This window comes from Methylocapsa aurea (assembly GCF_000746085.1).
In the GTDB taxonomy this organism is placed as follows: Bacteria; Pseudomonadota; Alphaproteobacteria; order Rhizobiales; family Beijerinckiaceae; genus Methylocapsa; species Methylocapsa aurea.
The window spans coordinates 36,446-54,337 of record NZ_JQKO01000014.1; the positions used below are offsets into that span (position 1 = coordinate 36,446).

21 protein-coding genes are annotated in these 17,892 nt (G+C 58.4%); 20 read left to right on the forward strand and 1 reads right to left on the reverse strand.

Annotated features, from left to right (window positions below; translation table 11 throughout):
* Nucleotides 1-1,215: a MotB family protein gene (locus tag DL86_RS11045; RefSeq protein ID WP_036261301.1), complete on the forward strand. Its 1,215-nt coding sequence runs from the start codon at nt 1-3 to the stop codon at nt 1,213-1,215.
* Entirely contained in the window at nt 1,212-2,432 is a 1,221-nt protein-coding gene (locus DL86_RS11050) for a hypothetical protein (RefSeq protein ID WP_051953209.1), read from the forward strand. Before DL86_RS11045 ends, DL86_RS11050 begins: the two co-directional genes overlap by 4 nt.
* A 607-nt stretch (nt 2,433-3,039) precedes the next feature.
* On the opposite strand, the gene DL86_RS20110 is transcribed toward DL86_RS11050, so the two are convergent.
* Nucleotides 3,040-3,363 carry a hypothetical protein gene (locus DL86_RS20110; RefSeq protein WP_162180424.1) on the reverse strand — a complete coding sequence of 108 codons (324 nt, stop codon included), beginning with the start codon at nt 3,361-3,363 and terminating at the stop codon, nt 3,040-3,042.
* Between the two features lie 199 nt (nt 3,364-3,562).
* Between DL86_RS20110 and fliK the strand changes: the two genes are divergently transcribed.
* From fliK to DL86_RS11145, 18 genes are all read left to right on the forward strand, one after another.
* Complete coding sequence (fliK, locus tag DL86_RS20115) at nt 3,563-4,315, forward strand: flagellar hook-length control protein FliK (protein ID WP_162180425.1); 753 nt, start codon at nt 3,563-3,565, stop codon at nt 4,313-4,315.
* Nucleotides 4,278-4,832, forward strand: coding sequence for a transglycosylase SLT domain-containing protein (locus tag DL86_RS11060; protein WP_036261304.1), 555 nt, complete (start codon nt 4,278-4,280; stop codon nt 4,830-4,832). Before fliK ends, DL86_RS11060 begins: the two co-directional genes overlap by 38 nt.
* Nucleotides 4,833-5,035: 203 nt before the next feature.
* Entirely contained in the window at nt 5,036-5,710 is a 675-nt protein-coding gene (locus DL86_RS11065) for a response regulator transcription factor (RefSeq protein ID WP_036261305.1), read from the forward strand.
* 340 nt (nt 5,711-6,050) lie between these two features.
* Entirely contained in the window at nt 6,051-7,298 is a 1,248-nt protein-coding gene (locus DL86_RS11075) for a flagellar hook protein FlgE (protein WP_036261308.1), read from the forward strand.
* Between the two features lie 33 nt (nt 7,299-7,331).
* Nucleotides 7,332-8,819, forward strand: a complete 1,488-nt coding sequence (gene flgK / locus DL86_RS11080) for a flagellar hook-associated protein FlgK (RefSeq protein WP_036261310.1) — start codon at nt 7,332-7,334, stop codon at nt 8,817-8,819.
* A 12-nt stretch (nt 8,820-8,831) separates the two neighbouring features.
* Nucleotides 8,832-9,875: a flagellar hook-associated family protein gene (locus tag DL86_RS11085; RefSeq protein WP_036261312.1), complete on the forward strand. Its 1,044-nt coding sequence runs from the start codon at nt 8,832-8,834 to the stop codon at nt 9,873-9,875.
* A gap of 39 nt (nt 9,876-9,914) precedes the next feature.
* Nucleotides 9,915-10,262, forward strand: coding sequence for a flagellar biosynthesis regulator FlaF (gene flaF, locus DL86_RS11090; RefSeq protein WP_036261314.1), 348 nt, complete (start codon nt 9,915-9,917; stop codon nt 10,260-10,262).
* 9 nt (nt 10,263-10,271) lie between these two features.
* A complete protein-coding gene (gene flbT, locus DL86_RS11095) occupies nt 10,272-10,682 on the forward strand; it encodes a flagellar biosynthesis repressor FlbT (protein WP_036261316.1) in 411 nt (136 codons plus the stop codon).
* Between the two features lie 24 nt (nt 10,683-10,706).
* A complete protein-coding gene (gene flgD, locus DL86_RS11100; protein ID WP_036261318.1) occupies nt 10,707-11,120 on the forward strand; it encodes a flagellar hook assembly protein FlgD in 414 nt (137 codons plus the stop codon).
* Nucleotides 11,117-11,383: a flagellar biosynthesis protein FliQ gene (gene fliQ / locus DL86_RS11105; RefSeq protein ID WP_036261320.1), complete on the forward strand. Its 267-nt coding sequence runs from the start codon at nt 11,117-11,119 to the stop codon at nt 11,381-11,383. The genes flgD and fliQ overlap by 4 nt, the downstream gene beginning before the upstream one ends.
* A gap of 186 nt (nt 11,384-11,569) precedes the next feature.
* A complete protein-coding gene (gene flhA / locus DL86_RS11110; protein ID WP_051953211.1) occupies nt 11,570-13,660 on the forward strand; it encodes a flagellar biosynthesis protein FlhA in 2,091 nt (696 codons plus the stop codon).
* 17 nt (nt 13,661-13,677) lie between these two features.
* Complete coding sequence (gene fliR / locus DL86_RS11115; protein WP_245276343.1) at nt 13,678-14,412, forward strand: flagellar biosynthetic protein FliR; 735 nt, start codon at nt 13,678-13,680, stop codon at nt 14,410-14,412.
* 123 nt (nt 14,413-14,535) lie between these two features.
* Entirely contained in the window at nt 14,536-14,922 is a 387-nt protein-coding gene (locus DL86_RS11120) for a hypothetical protein (RefSeq protein ID WP_036261324.1), read from the forward strand.
* A gap of 60 nt (nt 14,923-14,982) precedes the next feature.
* Complete coding sequence (locus DL86_RS11125) at nt 14,983-15,513, forward strand: rod-binding protein (RefSeq protein ID WP_051953215.1); 531 nt, start codon at nt 14,983-14,985, stop codon at nt 15,511-15,513.
* Entirely contained in the window at nt 15,510-16,019 is a 510-nt protein-coding gene (locus DL86_RS11130; protein ID WP_051953216.1) for a hypothetical protein, read from the forward strand. The genes DL86_RS11125 and DL86_RS11130 overlap by 4 nt, the downstream gene beginning before the upstream one ends.
* Complete coding sequence (locus DL86_RS11135) at nt 16,016-16,465, forward strand: hypothetical protein (RefSeq protein WP_051953217.1); 450 nt, start codon at nt 16,016-16,018, stop codon at nt 16,463-16,465. The genes DL86_RS11130 and DL86_RS11135 overlap by 4 nt, the downstream gene beginning before the upstream one ends.
* Before the next feature lie 126 nt (nt 16,466-16,591).
* Entirely contained in the window at nt 16,592-17,062 is a 471-nt protein-coding gene (locus DL86_RS11140; protein WP_036261326.1) for a hypothetical protein, read from the forward strand.
* Between the two features lie 275 nt (nt 17,063-17,337).
* Nucleotides 17,338-17,883 (forward strand): hypothetical protein, encoded by a 546-nt coding sequence (locus tag DL86_RS11145; protein WP_156964593.1) that lies wholly within the window; start codon nt 17,338-17,340, stop codon nt 17,881-17,883.
* The last annotated feature ends 9 nt before the right edge of the window (nt 17,884-17,892 follow it).

Consider the following 17,892-nt stretch of genomic DNA (forward strand, 5'->3'; position numbering starts at 1 on the left):
GTGTCGGAGAAGGAACCGCAAGAAATCGTGATCATCAGGCGCCGCGCCAGTCCCGAGGAAGGACATCATGGCGGCGCCTGGAAAATCGCCTTCGCGGATTTCATGACCGCGATGATGGCGTTGTTCCTCGTCCTGTGGCTCATCAGTTCGACCAGCGACAAGACGAAGCACACTGTGGCACAATATTTTAATCCGGTAAAGCTTGTCGACATGACCACGCTGAAGAAAGGGTTTCGCGATCCCAAGGACACTGAAATGGGCGCAGGACCGAGCGTCAAGGAATCAGAGTCGGAGGTGGAGGCTCCTTCGAGACTCGCGCCGGTGAAGGGCGTGCATTCGACAGCCGGCGCGAGGCCGCCGACGCATTCGGAGGCCGCGCTTTTTCGCGATCCTTACGCCGTCCTTGCCGAGATTGTCGCCAACGCGCAGTCTGAGGCGTCGAAGCCGGAATCAAGCGCCGGGTCATCGCCCGCGTCGGAGTCCAATGACGCCGCCGAGACGTTTCGGGATCCTTTTTCAACCGTTCCGCATGGGCCTGAGCCAAAGGCTCAGCCGTCATCTGCTTCGGCGCATGGCAAGAGGCCGCGCGCCGCTGGTGCGACGCAGGATCTTGTCCAGCCGGAAAGGCTCGCAGCGCTGGAGGTTGGAGATCGGACAGGCCCTTTGCCAACGCCCGCGCCTGACGCCAAGACGCCGGCGGCCGCCGCGGCACCGCATGAAGCCGGCGCTGAATCCTCGCGCGCGAACGATGCCGAGGCGGCCAAGCTGAAATTGGAAATTTTCAATGCGGCGAGGATGGAGACGCGAACGCAGAACGCTCCGCGCCTTGATGTTCAGGGCACGGATGAGGGCGTTCTCATCAGTCTGACGGATGATTTGAATTATTCGATGTTTGCGGTCGGCTCGGCCGAACCGCAACCGCGGACCATCGAGGTTATGGAGAAGATTGGGCGGCTTCTAAAGACGCGCGGCGGCCTGCTCGTGATACGCGGCCACACGGACGGACGCTCCTACAAATCGGCGACCTACGACAACTGGCGGCTGTCCGCCGCCAGGGCGCATATGGCTCATTACATGCTGGTGCGCGGTGGTTTGGACGACAAGCGCTTCGAGAAAATCGAAGGCTACGCGGATCGGCGTCTGAAATTTTCCAACGATCCGGCGGCGGCTGGAAATCGGAGGATCGAAATCCTGCTGCGGAAGGAAAAGGCATGATGAGAGTTGTGAAACTGATGCTTGGCTTGGTCCTGATCTACGCTTACGCCGGCCGCGCGCTTGCCGAGGAGGAGGCTAAGGCTCAACCTGAATCGAAGAGCAAGCAACCTTTCGAAATCGTTCGCTCGATGCAGGCCATTCAAGATCAGATTGTTTTGGGCAATGCCGACGCGCAAGGCAAGTTGCCTAAGCTGATCGGGCAAATTGCGCAGCGTTTGCTTGCAGCCGATTCGAGCGTTTGGCGGGAAGCGAAAAATGCGCGGGCGGCGGCGATCTACACGTTGAGCGGCGGCCAGCCCCGCGTCGTTAGAAAGGTCCTGGAGTTCGGAGTGAGCCCTGAGCAAGAAACGCTCCTGATGGAAGGAGCGCTTGCCTATGTGGAGGGACGCGAAGCCAAGGCCAAACAAATACTGTTGCCGATTGACGCCAAGGCATTGGCGCCGGCGGTCGGAGGCCATATCGCGATGGTCCAGTCGGCTTTGATCGCGAAAATGGATCCTGGCAAAGCGATGGAATTGTTAGATCAGGCCCGGATTCTCGCGCCGGGAACATTGGTCGAGGAAGCGGCTCTGCGGCGCGAGGTTTTTCTTGCCGACGAGACGGGAAATCTTGAAAAATTCGCCTCCCTGTCGAGCCAATATGTCAGGCGCTTTTCCCGCTCTGTCTATGCCGATAACTTTCGGCGCGGATTCTCCGATGCCGTCGTCCGCTTCGGCTTGACGAACGAGGCCAGCCAATTCGCCAAATTGGAAAGTCTGCTGAATGAGTTCGCTGACAAGGATCAGCTGGGTCTCTATTTGAAAATCGCCCAATCGGGGCTCATCAAGGGCAAGATCGCTTCGGCTCGTTTCGCCGCCGAGCGCGCCATTCGTCTGTCGAAAGATGGCGGCGCCGAGAGAGAGCGTTCGAGGCTTTATGAGGCCGCGGCGTTGATCTTGACGCGTTCTCTCGACGCCGGCCTCGTCGAACTCGACAGCGTGGAGTCCGCGCGTCTGCCCAAGCGGGACGCCGAACTTAAGGCGGCCGTTGGCGCCATCGCCAAAGAGATTCGCAAAGCGCCGGATGCGTCCCTGTCTTTGAACGAGCCTGAGCCGCTCAAAGAAACGGCGCCGGCTCGCCGTGAACCCGGTGTGAGCGCGGCAGCGTCGGCGCTGATCGAGTCCGCCCAGGGCGCCCTGCGTCAAGCCGACGAGATTTTGGGAAGGAGCGCGCCTTGAACGCCGTCGATGGTTTTGCAAGAAAGCCGCCGCCGATTCTTGATGCGGCCGCCGGTGCGGCGGAGTTGAAGGCCGGTTCAGGCGATGGCCTTCAAACTGAGGCGGGCGGGGGTGGCGGCTTTGCAGAGGTCCTGTCTGATGTGTCCAAGCGGCAGGGTCGGACAGGCGAAGCCGAGCCTCGATCGACGCTGCCGATGCCTGCGGCGCAGACGCTGATCCGTCAGACATTTCTGTTCGACGCCGGATCGCCGAGCGGCGCCTTGGAGGCAGTTCCAGAGATCGCCCCGACAGACTCGATCCGTTCGAATCCGTTGCAAGGAGACTCGGAGGCAGGGACAAAGAGGGCGACGTCGCCGCAAATTTCCAAGCCCGGTCAAGCCAATCTGTCCGACGCCATGCCCGACCCGTTGGCCGCAGTCGCAGCGAAGCCCCGTGTGGGGGGGCAAGATTTAGGCGCGCAAATTTTGTCGGCAGCGGCGGGCCCCGGGAGAGATGGCGGCGCGATGTCGAGCGGCCCGAATATTTCGTCTGGAGAGATCCAGCTTGCCTCTTTCGCGGAGGCGCCTGAAGCGAGCTCCGCGACGAAAGAGATTATCAAAAAAGATGCCTATCCTGGAACGGACGCGTCGCCTGCTGGAGCGACTGACGCGGTCGGGAGCGACGAAACGGGGCCGGACTTGCCCCATAGCGATGCCGGATCCTTCGGGCTTTTTGGCGTCGAGATGCTTGACGCTTGGGGGGCGTCGGTCAGCGCTGACGAGACGTCGAGGGATGGCGCAGAAAAACGCGCGTCGGCGCCTTCCGCTTCCGGCGCAACCATCCTTGCTTCGAACGACTTGGTCCAGTCCGTCTTGGCCCAGCCTACCTTATACCCGTCCGCCTTGGCGTCGACGCTTGTGTTGCCAGTCGCTTCGGGCGCTCTGCGCGGCACGCCCACTCAATCCGGGCGGGAGATGAATTCGTCAGCGACGAGCTCTTCTGGTCGCGGCGGCGCGATCGAAGCGTCTTCCTCCGTCGCGCCGTCGGCCTTGGCTTCATCCGCTGCCTCTTGGGTCGCGGCTGGGCCTCGCATTGATCTTGGGGATCGTTTGGGGCAAGCACGGGGCGACGGCGCAGAGCAGGGTGGGGAGATGCCTCCGCCGCGAGGCTCCGAGTCTCCCGTCGCATCGGCAAGCGGCGCGGGTCAATCGGCAATTGCTTATGCGCGGCAAACAAGCGCGCTGACCGACGCAGGATCGAGTCTCGCGGCGCTGCCGCCAATCAAATCCGCAGTGCTGGATCAGCAGACCCATCTGCCGCCGGCTCCAACAATTTCGCCAAGTCTTCAGATTGCCAATTGGATCGCCCTCGCGACAGGCCAGGCCGACATCGTTTCGGGCGAGCCGGCGGTCATTGCGCAATCGCCTGGCATCCTCGGCGAAAGCGGGGTTGCCGGCGCGCGTGGCCCGGCCTCCGCCCTAAAGATCTTGAATCTGCAACTCCAACCCGACAGCTTGGGCGTTGTGACAATCAGGATGCGCCTGACGGGGACGAGGATCGATGTGCAACTAGAGGCGGAGCGTCCCGAAACGATTCGCCTGATTCGCGACGACAAGCATCTGCTCGTCGAAAAATTGCGCGCCTGCGGCTATTCGATGGAGTCCTTGGTCGTTAAGGCCGCCGAACAGTCGGCCGCGTCACCGCAAGGCGGCGTAGGCGGCGCACAGGGCGGGAATGACCCATCCGCAACTCAAGCAAGCGCTCAAGCAACCTCGCAGGCTGGATTGCGGGATGGAGAGGGCAACGCCAATGATCGGTCGCCGGCGCCAAGAGATCGCGAGCCGTCTCGACCCCGAGCGGCTGAGGATGTTCAGGACAGTCTTGGCGGTGATCTATTTATCTAGCGCCGAATCAGCGGCGGCGTCGGAGCAGGCCAATCTATGCGAGCGCGAGATGGCTCGCGCGGCAGCGAAACACGCGATTCCCTTGCCGGTGCTCTATGCTGTTGGCCTGACAGAAACGGGACGGCGCGGTTCGCTGCATCCCTATGCGCTCAATATCGAAGGCCCGTCGTTTTTCCCAGCCAATCTCAGCGAGGCCCTGCGCCGTTTCGAGGCCGCGCGCAAAGGCGGCGCGAGGCTCATCGATATAGGCTGCATGCAAATCAATCATCATTTCCATTCAAGTCGATTTCGTTCTCTCGAGGCCATGTTCGACCCGCGCGAAAATGTCGAATACGCGGCTGAATTCCTCAAGGCGCTCAAGGTCAGAGAGGGCAGCTGGACGCTGGCTGCGGCGCGGTACCATGCCGGACCGAACAATAACCCGGCGCAAAAGAAATATGTCTGCCAAGTCATCGCGAATATGGTCGCCAGCGGATTCGGCGCATGGACTGTCAATGCGCGCAGTTTCTGCCAATGATTCGCGTTTTGGTGCGGCGGGACGGCCGTTGCCGCGCCGCCGAGGCGGCTCGGAGCGCGCGCTGGGACCAGCGCTTGCGCCATTTTGATCAAATATTCTCTCAAAACGCGTAAAATACACGTTTTCAGTTAACAAATGTTTGACGTACAACCATAGATTGATATCATTTAACAGCTGAGGAAAAACTTACCTAGGGGCTTCCAGTGCTGGTAATCATTGATGAACGCGAAATTGTCACATCCGGCTACACCTGCCGATTCGGCAGCGAAGGCGTGTCCTCCGCCGGGTTTTGTCCGGAGGAATTCCGTGAATGGGTGACGACTGTCGCCGATGCCGACCTCAACGCCGTCGAGGCCTTCCTGCTCGGCGATTGCAGGGACCGCCAAGTCTATCCGAAGTTGATAAGGGAACGTTCTCGAGCTCCGGTGATCGCCATGAACGACGCGCCCTCGCTCGAGCAGACGCTGGATCTTTTCGCCGCCGGCGTTGATGATGTCGTGCGCAAACCGGTCCATGTTCGCGAAATTCTCGCACGGGTTGGCGCCATCAAGCGGCGGCGTGAATATGAGCAGGAGTCCGCGGCGGTAGGGGACTTGCGGGTTTTTTTCGATGGCCGAGACCCGGAGCTAAAGGGAGCTGTTCTGCCATTGCCGCGGCGCGAACGCAGAATCCTAGAATATCTCGTCAACAATCGCGGCAGACGGGTCAGCAAAGCTCAGATCTTCAATTCCATCTATGGAATTTTTGACGAGAATGTCGAAGAGAATGTTGTGGAAAGCCACATCAGCAAGCTGCGCAAGAAACTGCGCCGTCAACTCGGCTATGATCCGATCAATTCGGTTCGCTACCTCGGCTATCGTTTGGACGACTGCGTCTAAGCCGACGAAATCCTCAAAGCGACGAGGCATCGCTCCGAAACCAAAGATCGGAGCATGTGGGAATTGAAAAAGTCCTTCGGCTTTTTTCGAAACATGCTTCTAACCCGCGACGGGCCTTGCCCGTGGTTGACCGAGCAGGTCGGCAATGGCGCCAGCGGGCGCAGCCGGCCCAAGCGATGTCGCGCGTAACTCTGATTTGCGCTGCCCGCCATAACGCCGTTAGCCGAAATGTGGCGCTCTCCCGGAGACGCCATCGCGCATTCAACGCGCCAAGCGCGAAGTAAGGTCCACACAAGCTCTGGGCGATCTACTTCAGTTCACCCAACGCGGAGAATCGTCGATGAGCCTTTTTAGCGCCTTGAACGCCAGCGTGTCCGGAATGGCGGCGCAGGCCAACAAGCTCTCCACAGTATCGGATAATATAGCGAACTCGAATACAACCGGCTACAAGCAAGCGTCGACCGAGTTCCAGAATTTGGTCAACCAGACCGGGACCACAACTTACAACGCCGGAGGCGTCGGAACATTGGTTCGCTACAATCTCTTGCAACAAGGAAATCTGGCGGGAACGACATCGACGACGGATCTCGCCATTCAAGGCAATGGCTTTTTCCTCGTTCAAGACGCGAGCGGCGCCACTTTCCTGACCCGCGCGGGGGCCTTCACGCCGGATGCCGCGGGCAACCTCGTCAACGCCTCTGGCTTCAAATTACTGGGATATAGCGTCGATTCTGGATCGACCGCCGCGGATGGCGTCACCTCCCTGGAGGTGGTCAATGTCCTGAGCGATGGATTAATGGCGACGCCTTCCACTTCCGGAACTTTGACCGCCAACCTCAATTCGAACGCATCGATTGCGGCGGGCAGCCTTCCAAGCGCCAATGTGGCGGGTTCGATCTATACATCCAAGTCATCGTCGCTTGTGGCCTATGATAATTTAGGAAATGCAGTCACGCTCGACGTCTATTTCAGCAAGACCGGCGTGAACACTTGGGAGGTATCCGTTTACAATTCCGCGGACGCAGCGACGGGGGGCGGCTTTCCCTTCTCCAGCGCCGCATTGACGACGCAGACGATGAATTTCAGTGCGGCCGACGGCAGTTTGATTAGCCCGGCGAATCTGTCACTGGCGATCCCCAACGGACAGACAGTCACCCTCGACATTGCCGGCATGACGCAATTGGCTTCCCCCTTTGCGGTCTCGACCGCAACGATGGATGGAAATGCGCCGAGCGCGGTCGAAGGCGTTAACGTCTCGGGCGACGGCACGCTTTCAGTGGTTTATGCGAATGGCACGGAGCGACCGGTCTACAAGATCCCGCTCGCAACCGTTCCTAGCGTCAACAGTCTGACTCCGCAAGCTGGCGACGTGTATGAGGCCAATCTGCGGTCCGGAAGCATCGTTGTCGGCAATCCCGGGCTGGCGGGCCTCGGCTCCATCCAATCGTCGAAGCTGGAATCGTCGACGGTTGATTTGGCGACGCAGTTGACCGACATGATCGTGGCGCAACGGTCCTATGAAGCCAATTCCAAGGTCTTTCAGACTGGCTCCGATCTCCTGGCTCAGCTCAACAATATGTTAAAGTGATAGACTGTCTTCTGATCAGATAGGTCATGCATCATGAGTCTTTCCAGCGCTGCGAGCGTCGCGCGATCAGGACTGAACGCAGTCGCGGCGGAAACATCCGCACTCTCGCGGAATATTTCCGGCACTGGCGACACAGCAATCTATTCCCGCAAGATCGCGAACGTCGTTTCGACCTTGCACGGTTCTCAGGTGGCCTCGGTAACTCGCGCCTCCAGCCGCGCCGTGTTCGAAAATGTTCTGTCAGCGACATCGGCCTTCGCGACGCAGGATGCGATATCGGCTGGCCTTGATGCCCTGAACCGGACGATTGGCGACGTTGCCTCCAGCGATGCCGACGCGACATCAAGCGCAAGCTCGCCCGCAGCCTTGTTGAGCCAATTCACCAATGCGCTTCAGCTATATCAAGCATCTCCAGGCAATTCCACTTTGGCTGGCGGAGCGGTGTCTGCCGCAAAGGCATTGGCAGGCGGCTTGAACAGCGCCGCTGCGACGATTAGCTATGTTCGAGAGCAAGCCGATTCCGATATGGCTGCGTCGATTCAGACCATCAATTCGCTTCTCGTCCAATTCAAGACGGCCAACACCGCGATCGTCTATGGAACAGCGATCGGCGCCGACACGACGGACGCCCAGGATCAGCGTGACAATATCCTTACGCAGCTTGCCCAGGAGGTCGGAATAGCGACGACTGTCGGCGCAAACAGTGACATGTCGATCTACACGGATAGCGGCGTGACCTTGTTTCAGGGCGGCATCGCAAGAGCGGTGACATTTGCCGCGACCAACGTCTATACAGCGGCCGCCGTTGGCAACGCTGTCTACGTCGACGGCGTTGCAGTCACCGGCGGCGCAGCTCCAATGCCAATTGCCACGGGCGCGCTCGCCGGCTTTGCCGCGCTTCGGGACGATCTCAGCGTAACCTATCAGGCCCAACTGGATGCCTTGGCCGAGGCGCTGATCAACGTGTTCACAGAAAGCGATCAGGTTGGTTCAGGGCCAAGCCTGCCTGGCCTGTTTACAACGGCAGGCGCGACCTCGTTGCCAGCGAACATCAATGGACTTGCCGCTCAAGTCATGGTGAACGCAAGCGTCGATCCGAACCAGGGCGGGGACGCCAACCTGCTTCGGGACGGCGGCATTTCCGACCCAGGGAATTTGGATTATTTATTCAACGCGAGCGGAGACGCGAGCTATGGGGAACGCCTATCCCAGCTCCTCGATAACTTGTCGGCGACCCGGACATTTGGGACGGCAGGCGGAATCGCGACGAACGTAAGCTTGAGCGACTATGCGTCTGGCTCCGCGAGCTGGCTCGAGGCGGCGCGCGCGCGCGTCTCATCCCAAGGCGCCTATCAAGATGCGCTCCTGAGCACAGCGACGACCGCTCTGTCTAATGCGACGGGGGTAAATCTCGATGATGAAATGTCGAAGATGCTTGATCTCGAGCAGTCTTATTCAGCTTCCGCCAAATTGATAGCGACGATCGACGGCATGTTTCAAGCCCTGTTGACCGCCATTTAGGAACATCCCGGCATGACCTCGTACATCTCCACCCACTCGATCACGTCTTCGCTGCGGCAATCCATCCTAAAGATGCAGTCTGAACTCGCCGCCAATCAAACCGAGCTCGCCACCGGCAATTATGCCGACATCGGTCTCGCGCTCGGCGGAAGAACCGGAGAAAGCCTATCGCTTCAAGCCGAAGGCGCATTTCTTCAGACTATCTCCGATGCCAACGCGGTAGTCGAAACGCGTCTCAGCGTGACCCAAAATGTTCTAACAAACTTGCAAAGTTCGGCGCAGGATCTGCTCAACGCATTGCTTGCAACGAACGACGGAACGACGAATGCCAGCACGATACAGGCAAGCGGGGTGAGCAACTTTAAGGCGCTTATCTCGAATTTGAATTCCACTCTCGACGGCGATTATCTTTTCGCCGGAACAAATACGAGCAGTCGCCCCATCACAGACTATTACGGCGCCTCGATGGCGAACAAACTGGCCGTCGACGCTGCCTTTTCCGCGGCCTTCGGGGTCTCCCAAGCGGACCCTGGCGTATCGAGCATCAGCGGCGCAGATATGCAGGGCTTCCTTGACACTGAATTTGCGCCGCTATTCCAGGGAGCCAATTGGACGACAGATTGGTCATCTGCTTCCGATCAGACGCTGACCAATCGGGTCTCACCGACGCTGACGGAGAATACGTCGGTGAGCGCCAATGAGCCCGGCTTTCAGCAGCTCGCCCAGGCCTATGCAATGGTCGCTGATCTTGGCGCGCAAAATCTCAGCTCCGACGCCTATCAAGCCGTCGTTAGCACAGCCCGAAGCGTTCTAACCTCAGCAATTGAGAATATCGCTGACCTCCAAGCGAGAGTTGGCGTGGCCCAATCCAGCGTGATGACCGCTACCGACCAAATGTCTCTCCAGATGAATATTTTGTCGGCGGAAGTTAGCAATCTCGAAAGCGTGAATACCTATGAGGTCTCAGCGCGCATGACAAGCCTCCAAACGCAGATCGAGATTTCTTACTCGCTGACGTCGCAACTTCAGCAACTCAGCCTGGTGAAATTTCTCTGATTCGGGCCCTCTAGCAGCCATGCAACGCGACAGGTAATCATGTATCAGTTCAGTTATGCTGAAAGTCTACAAGAGGATCCATCGAATTGTCGCGATCGGGAGCGCAGAGCGATGGAGCACGCAATCGCGCTTCTCCAACAGGCGGAAGCGGCGGGGGTTCGATCGCCTGAGACGGTGGAGGCTCTTTCATTTCTTTGCACTTTGTGGAGTGCTTTGATCGATGATCTTGGCAACTCTGAAAATGAGCTGCCCAATGTGCTGCGCGCAGATTTGCTGTCGGTTGGGTTCTGGATCATCAAAGAGGCGGGCTCGATTCGATCTGGGCAATCCGAAAGTTTTCGGGGCCTAATCGACATATGCGCTATGATTCGCGATGGATTGAAGTGAGGGGCGCCGATGCATATTTCACTTCGCGCCGGGGAGAAAATCTACATCAACGGGGCGGTGCTTTGCGCTGACCGGAAGGTATCTCTCGAACTGCTCAACGACGCCACTTTTCTCTTGGAGGCGCATGTCATGAAGGTCGAGGATGCAAACACGCCGCTGCGGCAGCTTTATTTCATCGTTCAGATCATGCTGATGAATCCGACCGACACGGCGACTGCGAATGAGATGTTTCAGAATTCAATTCAGAGGACCATAGAGGTCGCCGAAAACGTGACGCTGCTGGCGGGTCTAAAAGCGGTCAAAAACCTCGTCGATACAAATCGGGTCTTTGAGGCATTGAAAGCGATTCGTATGCTTTTCCCGATCGAAGGGAAGATATTGGCGGGCGGTAGAGTGACGTCGCCAACCCAAGCAGCCTGACGAATCTGTTGAAGAGGAGGATCCATGTCCGCAAGCAGCATTAGCGCGGCATCAGCCGCGGCGACCTCGAATGCGTCCGGTCCAACTGCGAGCGCCGCTTCCGGGGCGGCGACCGTTGACTATAATCAGTTTTTGCGTCTCCTGGTCGCGGAACTGAAGAATCAGGATCCGACAAGTCCTACAGATCCGACCCAATATATGAGTCAGTTGGCCTCGTTTTCCGCAGTGGAGCAACAAGTCCAAACCAATGCGACGCTTGACGCATTGTTCGCTATGCAGGCGATCAACGTCATCGGAAGGACGGTTACATCCTCCGACGGATCGACAAGCGGAACCGTGGTCGCCGTCCACACATCCTCTGGCGGAGCGGCCACGGCAACGTTAAGCGATGGCAGCACTATTTCTATTGGTTCCGGCGTGACCGTCAGCTCCTCATGAACGAAGCCGACGCGTTGGAGCTTATCCGCTCTGCGATTTGGACCATCATCGTTGGTTCTGGCCCGGCGGTCGGAGCCGCGATGATCGTTGGGTTGATCATCGCTCTATTGCAGGCTTTGACTCAAATTCAGGAAATGACTCTTACCTTCGTTCCAAAAATCGTCGTGATTTTCATCGTGCTGACCATTGGCGCGCCTTTCATCGGCGGCCAGATCCATGCGTTTACAGAAATGGTCTATTCGCGGATCGAGAGGGGCTTTTGAAGCGCGGGTGATGCGTCCGTGAGCACTTGAAGCTTTTGCCATGCGCCGAAGTTATTTCCGTGGCCGGACTGCCGGAGGTCAATCGCGAGATCTGCGCGAGGCTTGGCCTGCGCCGTTGGCATCATCACGCTCATGCAAGGTAGGGCCTACAGAGTCGACGGGACTGTTGCGGTCCGAGGAGTGAGAATGGCCGATCTGTTATTGCCCGCCGCCGCCGGAATCGAACGCAAGAGCGCGCGGGACATTGGTTTCGCAGCGGGAATCGTTGCGATTCTCTCGATTTTTTTCCTGCCCGTTCCGGCGTTCTTAATCGATATTGGCGTCGCGTTTTCGATTGCGCTTTCAGTGTTGATCTTGATGGTCGCCCTTTGGATTCAGAGACCGCTGGATTTTTCCGCCTTTCCGACAGTGCTTCTTGTCGCGACGCTTCTGCGTCTGGCGCTGAATATTGCGACGACGAGGCTAATTCTGTCTAACGGCTCCGAAGGATTGACGGCCGCAGGCTACATTATCGGCGGCTTTTCGAAACTGGTCATGAGCGGCGATTTCGTCATCGGCCTCATCGTCTTCGCCATACTGATCACCGTGAATTTTGTGGTTATCACGAAAGGGGCCACGCGCATCGCCGAAGTGGGCGCGAGATTCACTCTCGACGCCATTCCAGGCAAACAAATGGCGATCGACGCGGACCTTTCTGCGGGGTTGATCGACGACAAAGAAGCGCAACGCCGTCGGCGCGAGCTCGAAGAGGAAAGTTCGTTCTTTGGTTCAATGGATGGCGCGTCGAAATTTGTGCGTGGGGACGCTATAGCTGGGCTTATTATTCTGGCGGTCAATATATTCGGCGGAATAGTGATTGGCGCGACGCGGCACAATATGCCGCTCGGCGAGGCCGCGGATGTCTTCACCAAATTATCCGTTGGCGATGGACTTGTTTCGCAAATACCGGCGCTCATTATTTCGCTTTCGGCTGCGCTCCTTGTTTCCAAGGGGGGCACCAGGGGCGCGACGGAAGAGGCGGTTCTCAACCAGCTCGTCAAATATCCGCGGGCGTTGTTCGTCGCCGCGCTCCTCATGTTCGGCATGGCCATCGTTCCGGGGCTGCCATTTTTTCCCTTCGCTTTGTTGGGGGGGCTATTGGCGTTTACGGGCTACGCGGTTCCAAAGCGGCTCGCCAAGGAACAGGCCAGTGAGCGGACCAAGACGCTTGAGGCCGAGCAGCAGGCGCAACAGGAGGCGAAGGACTCCGTTAGGGAATCGATACGGTCGGCGGAAATCGAGCTCTGCCTTGGAAAGCAACTCGCGACGAGGCTGCATGCCTCTCACAATGAGCTGGTGGGGAGGGTCGCGAAGACGCGGCGGAAGTTTGCCCGGCAATTCGGCTTCGTCGTCCCGGACATAAAGCTTTCCGATAGTCTGTCGATCCCGTCCAAGGGCTATCAAATCAAGATTCATGGCACAGTAGTTGCGGCGCATGAATTGAGGATAGGCGAACTCCTCGTCATCGTCGGCGATGGACGCAGACCGGACCTGCCTGGGGATGAAAGTCGAGAACCGGCGTTTGGCATGAAGGCATTATGGATTTCTCAGGCCTTCAAAAACGAATTGAAGCGGGAGGGATTTACCCCGATCGACAACATTTCGGTATTGTTGACGCATTTGAGCGAGGTCATTCGCAACAATCTGGCGCAGTTGCTTTCTTACAAAGACATGCGCGCCCTGTTCGATCGGCTTGGCCCCGAATATAAGCGCCTTATCGATGACATCTGCCCCTCGCAGATTTCCTATTCTGGGTTGCAGGCGGTCTTGAAGCTTCTCCTGGCCGAGCGCGTGTCGATTCGCAATCTGCATCTCATTCTCGAGGCGATCGCCGAGATTGCGCCCCACGCGCGGCGGGCGGAGCAGGTCGCCGAGCATGTGCGGATGCGGATGGCGCAACAGATTTGCGGCGATCTGACCGATGGCGGCGTGCTCAAAGTGCTGCGCCTTGGCAATCGTTGGGACTTGGCCTTTCATCAGAGTTTGAAGAGGGATGGCAAAGGGGACATCGTGGAGTTCGATCTCGATCCTGGGATGGTCGAGGAATTCAGCAAGGAGGCGTCGGCGGCGATCCGCGAAAGAATGGATCAGAACCACCACTTTGTGCTGGTCGCAGCGCCCGAGGCGAGACCTTATGTTCGAATGGTTGTGGAGCGTCTTTTCGCCACATTGCCTGTGTTGTCGCATCTTGAAATTGCCAGGGGCGTCGAAATCAGGTCGCTTGGGACGCTATCGTGACGGCGATTGGGGCGCATGTGGTTCTCGCGACCTTCGTCCTGTTCTGCCGCATCGGCGCATGCTTGATGGTGATGCCAGGATTTTCAAATCCTCGCGTCCCGGTGAATATTAGATTGTTCCTTGCATTTGCGATCACTTTGGCATTGACGCCGCTGTTGTCAGGCTCGATCGAAGCCAGCGCGTCAGAGGCGGCGCCAATTGCCTTGATGCTGATCCTTGTTTCTGAAATCGGTATCGGGGCGTTGATTGGAGTCCTTGGGCGAGCCTTTTTTGAAGCTCTTGCAACCTTGACGAATATGATCGCAATGGCGATCGGTCTGGCCAGTCCGCTCAAAGGCCCAATGGATGAAAGCGAGCCTTCACCCGCCGTAGCGTCCCTCGTCGCCCTTGCGGCGACGACGCTTTTCTTTTTGACGGACCTTCATTGGGAAGTGTTGCGCGGGCTCGTTGCATCCTACGCCGCGCTGCCCGTATCCGCATATTTCAATCCACAATTTAGTCTTATTCAAGTGAGCGAGTGTCTCTCCAAGTCATTCTTGATCGCGCTTCGAATCAGCAGCCCATTCGTCATCTATTCGCTGATTGTTAATCTGGCGATTGCGCTGGCCGCTAAGTTGACGCCGCAGATTCCCGTTTATTTCATTTCCATGCCGGCAGTTGTCGCTGGAGGCTTGTTTCTACTTTATGTTGCGTGCAAGCAATTTCTTGAACAGTTTCTCGCAGCTTTTTCGACGTGGCTCGCGACGGGATGAGTTGATGATCTCGCTGAATGATTGGCTTTCGCCGCAACTTCGAGCGCGCTGGAGCTTAGACCGCCGCCGATATGGCGGCGCGGCGATTCGAACGCGGCCGCGGCGCGTTGATTTGGCGCGGTCATGAGGCGTCGGCTTCGCAAGGCCCACCGCATGCTTGCCGTGCAAGCGGAACTCGGCCGGCTGGCGGAGTGGCGGCTGAGCGACCTCGAACGTCAGGCGTCCGACCTAACGGATCAGCGCCGCGACCTCCTTCGCTTTCTAGATGGCGAGCTGGTGTTTTCTGGTCTGTTTGCGGCGACCATGATGCGCCGCTTGCATGGCCTCGAAGAATCGGGCGCGGTCCTCAATGGCCGAACGGAAGCGCAAGCGGCCCGGAGTTTGGAGGAGCAAGGACGACTGCGGCGCGTTGAGCGGATGGTCAAGGCGGTCGAATGTGAAGCGCGGCGCGTGGACGACGCGCGACAACTTGTCGAGGCGATTGAAATCGCGCTCAATCGGCTTGCATAAGCCTCCGGCAAGCCAGAGGGCCCACCTTGTAGCGACATTCCTCGTAAAGGTGACCAGCGCGTGTCGATCAAACCGGTTTCGGACATTGTCCTCGACGTGGCCAGAGCGGCCGATCCAGTCAAATCGCTCATAGCGACGGAAAGGCTGGCTGGTCTGGGACCAGCGGAGCAAGGCTCGAGTGGCGGCTTTGCTACCGCGATCAAGGCTACGGCGATTGAGGGAGCCGTGGAAAGCGCGCCATCCGAACTGCGCGATCAACTCGCGCTGATGGGCGCGACATCGCCACGAACGCTCGCTCCAATGGACGCCCGGACGAAAGCATATAAAGGCCTCGAACAACTCGTCCTGCAAAGTCTTGTCGAAAACATGCTTCCGAAAGACGCTAGCGAAATTTTTGGGCATGGCGCGGCGGGCGACATTTGGAGATCGATGCTGGCGGAGCAATTGGCGACGCAGATAGGAAAGAATGTCGATCTTGGCCTCGTCAAGGCTGCATCAATCGGAGGCGGCGCCGTCGCGCCCTCGCCGGAAGGCGAAGGCGGCGCGCGCGGGATTAATGCGAACGATGCTCTCGTTGGGCTTCGGTCTTGACCGCGATGCCCGGCGAATTCGCCGCCCATTCTCTCGAGGCTGCAGCCGCCAGCGCTAGCGGCCGCGAAATTTCCATGTCGGTCCCCCGGCAAGACGCATTCGCCAAGCCGGATAGCCCTGCCAGACAGGGTCAGTCGGCGGCCATGTCGGAGGCTTTCGTCAAAACGATCGAACGCATCGAACGGCTCCTCGATCTCGAGACCGAGATGCTCAAGCAACATAGACCGATCGTTCTGCACGACTTTAATCACAAGAAGAGCCATGGACTTCTTGAACTCACCCGCACGATGGACGCCCTGCGCGCGCTCGACGATCCCGCGGTCGACTTCGACGTAAGAGCGCCATTGGCGAGGCTGCGCGTGAAGCTGGAAAGCAATCTCGCAATGCTTCAGATGCATTTGAACGCGGTGGGCGAGATTGCCGAGATCATCGCTCGCGCCATTCAAGATCATGAGTCGGATGGAACCTATTCTGCCGGAATGAACGGCATCGGATATCGGCGATGATGCGGCTTGTCGTGAGCTGCCTCTGGATTTGCGCGGTCATGGGGGCGTCGACCTATGTCGGCGCCGACTGGCTGGCTGGCCCGACCTCTACCGCACCGACGGATAAGCGCATGGAAGGGCTCCAACATAAGAAAATGGCTCCAATCAACGTTCCCATGATCTCCAATGGCAATGTCGAAGGCTATGTCGTGGCGCAATTCGTCTATCTCATTGCCGCCGAGAACTTGAAGCAATTAACCGTGCCGCCAGACGCCTTCATCACTGACGAGACCTTTCGAGCGCTTTACTCCGACCAGCTGGATTTCAATCATATCGAAAAATACAATGTCCCAGCGCTGACAACAGGCCTGATCAAGAAGGTCAATCAACGGCTCGGCGGAGAGATCATCAAAGACCTGCTGGTTGAGGAATTTAACTATATCACCAGGGATGAGATTTCGAAGTGACAGATCCCTCCGATAGCTGTCTCCAAGGAGCTCAAATCAGAATGGGTCTCCCGGCAAGGGCGCGATTCGCCGGCCCTTGAGGATGGCGCCGCTGGGAAGCGGACGTTCTTGGCGCAAACGAATTTTTTGAAGGCCATTGTCTTGGAGCTAAGAAGGAGCGAACCCATGATTTTTGACCGGCTAACTTGGATTGGGCTCATGATTGTGGCCCTTGGCTGGACCCTGTTGTTGTCCGCGGTGCAACTCACCGATCTTGTTGCGAGCCTATCCGGCCGAGTGATGGGCGGCGGCTCTCTCCCCATGGCGGGCATCGCCGAATGTACGATCCTAAGTGGATTCGGCATGGCGATTCTGGGAGCGCTGCAGACTGGGTTCGGCGCGCTGAACAAGTTTTTTGATGCGGTGCTGGCGCGGACCGCGCAACCTTCAACGAAAACAGCCCCGCAGCCGGCTAGCCGTCAGCGGAAAGTCATAGAGCGCGGCTGGGTCAAAGACCGCGCCTATATCCTCTTCGTGGATGGCAGCGTCGAGGTTGAAACGCTCTTGGGCCGGCGCCTTTTCCCTTCGCTGCAGGACGCACAAGAGTTCATTGCCTGATGTCGGCCTCATGTTGCCCGGGTGATTTGCAGGGAGCTGGAGGAGGCTGAGCGATTCCCGTTCGATCACATGAGTCCATGTGAAGGGAGCTCTAAGGTCGCGTCAATGGCGCCAGTGGAAATTGGGAAGGACGCATGGACATGATGTCAAACGGAAGAGGGAGCGCGAAATTTGGCGGGACCGGGGTGTCATCGCTTCGATCCGGTGGATCGACGCCGCCCAAGCCGACGAATTTTCTTTTCCGCCTGGAAAAGCAGTTGCTTTCGAAACGGACTGTGTTGCAAGGCTTGTTGGCCGCTCCCGCCAATGCATCCGTCGCAACCGCCGATATTGGGCTTGTGGCGGCCGGCATTGCCGCGGCGATGAGTTCCGCGATCTTCGCCGGATATATGATCGCGCGGGACAATAGCCATCCGACTTTTGGCGGCGCCGAACACCTGATGCTTTTCGCGCAGCCGCTCGGCGGCGGATCGCTTCAGAAGAAAATTGACGCGGGCGTCGGCGAGGACCAGTTGGTCGACTATAACGCCACGGGTTCGATTCGCCGCGTCCCACTTGGCGAGCCTAGCGAAAGCCGCGGCGGGGCGGCGCAGTCAAGCGCGGATAAGATCCAGGCCGATGCGACCCGCGCGCAGCTCAAAGGCTATATCCTTAGCTTCGTTCAAAATGGCGCGGCGATCATCCGGAGCGCCCAAGGCTCCTATGTTGTAAGCCCGGGCGCCACTCTCCCGGGGGGAGGAAAAGTCCTTGCGATCGAACGGCGGGCGGACAAATGGATCGTCGTGACGGCGCGCGGAATCATTACGGAAGAGGCGCCATAGGCGCGCGGC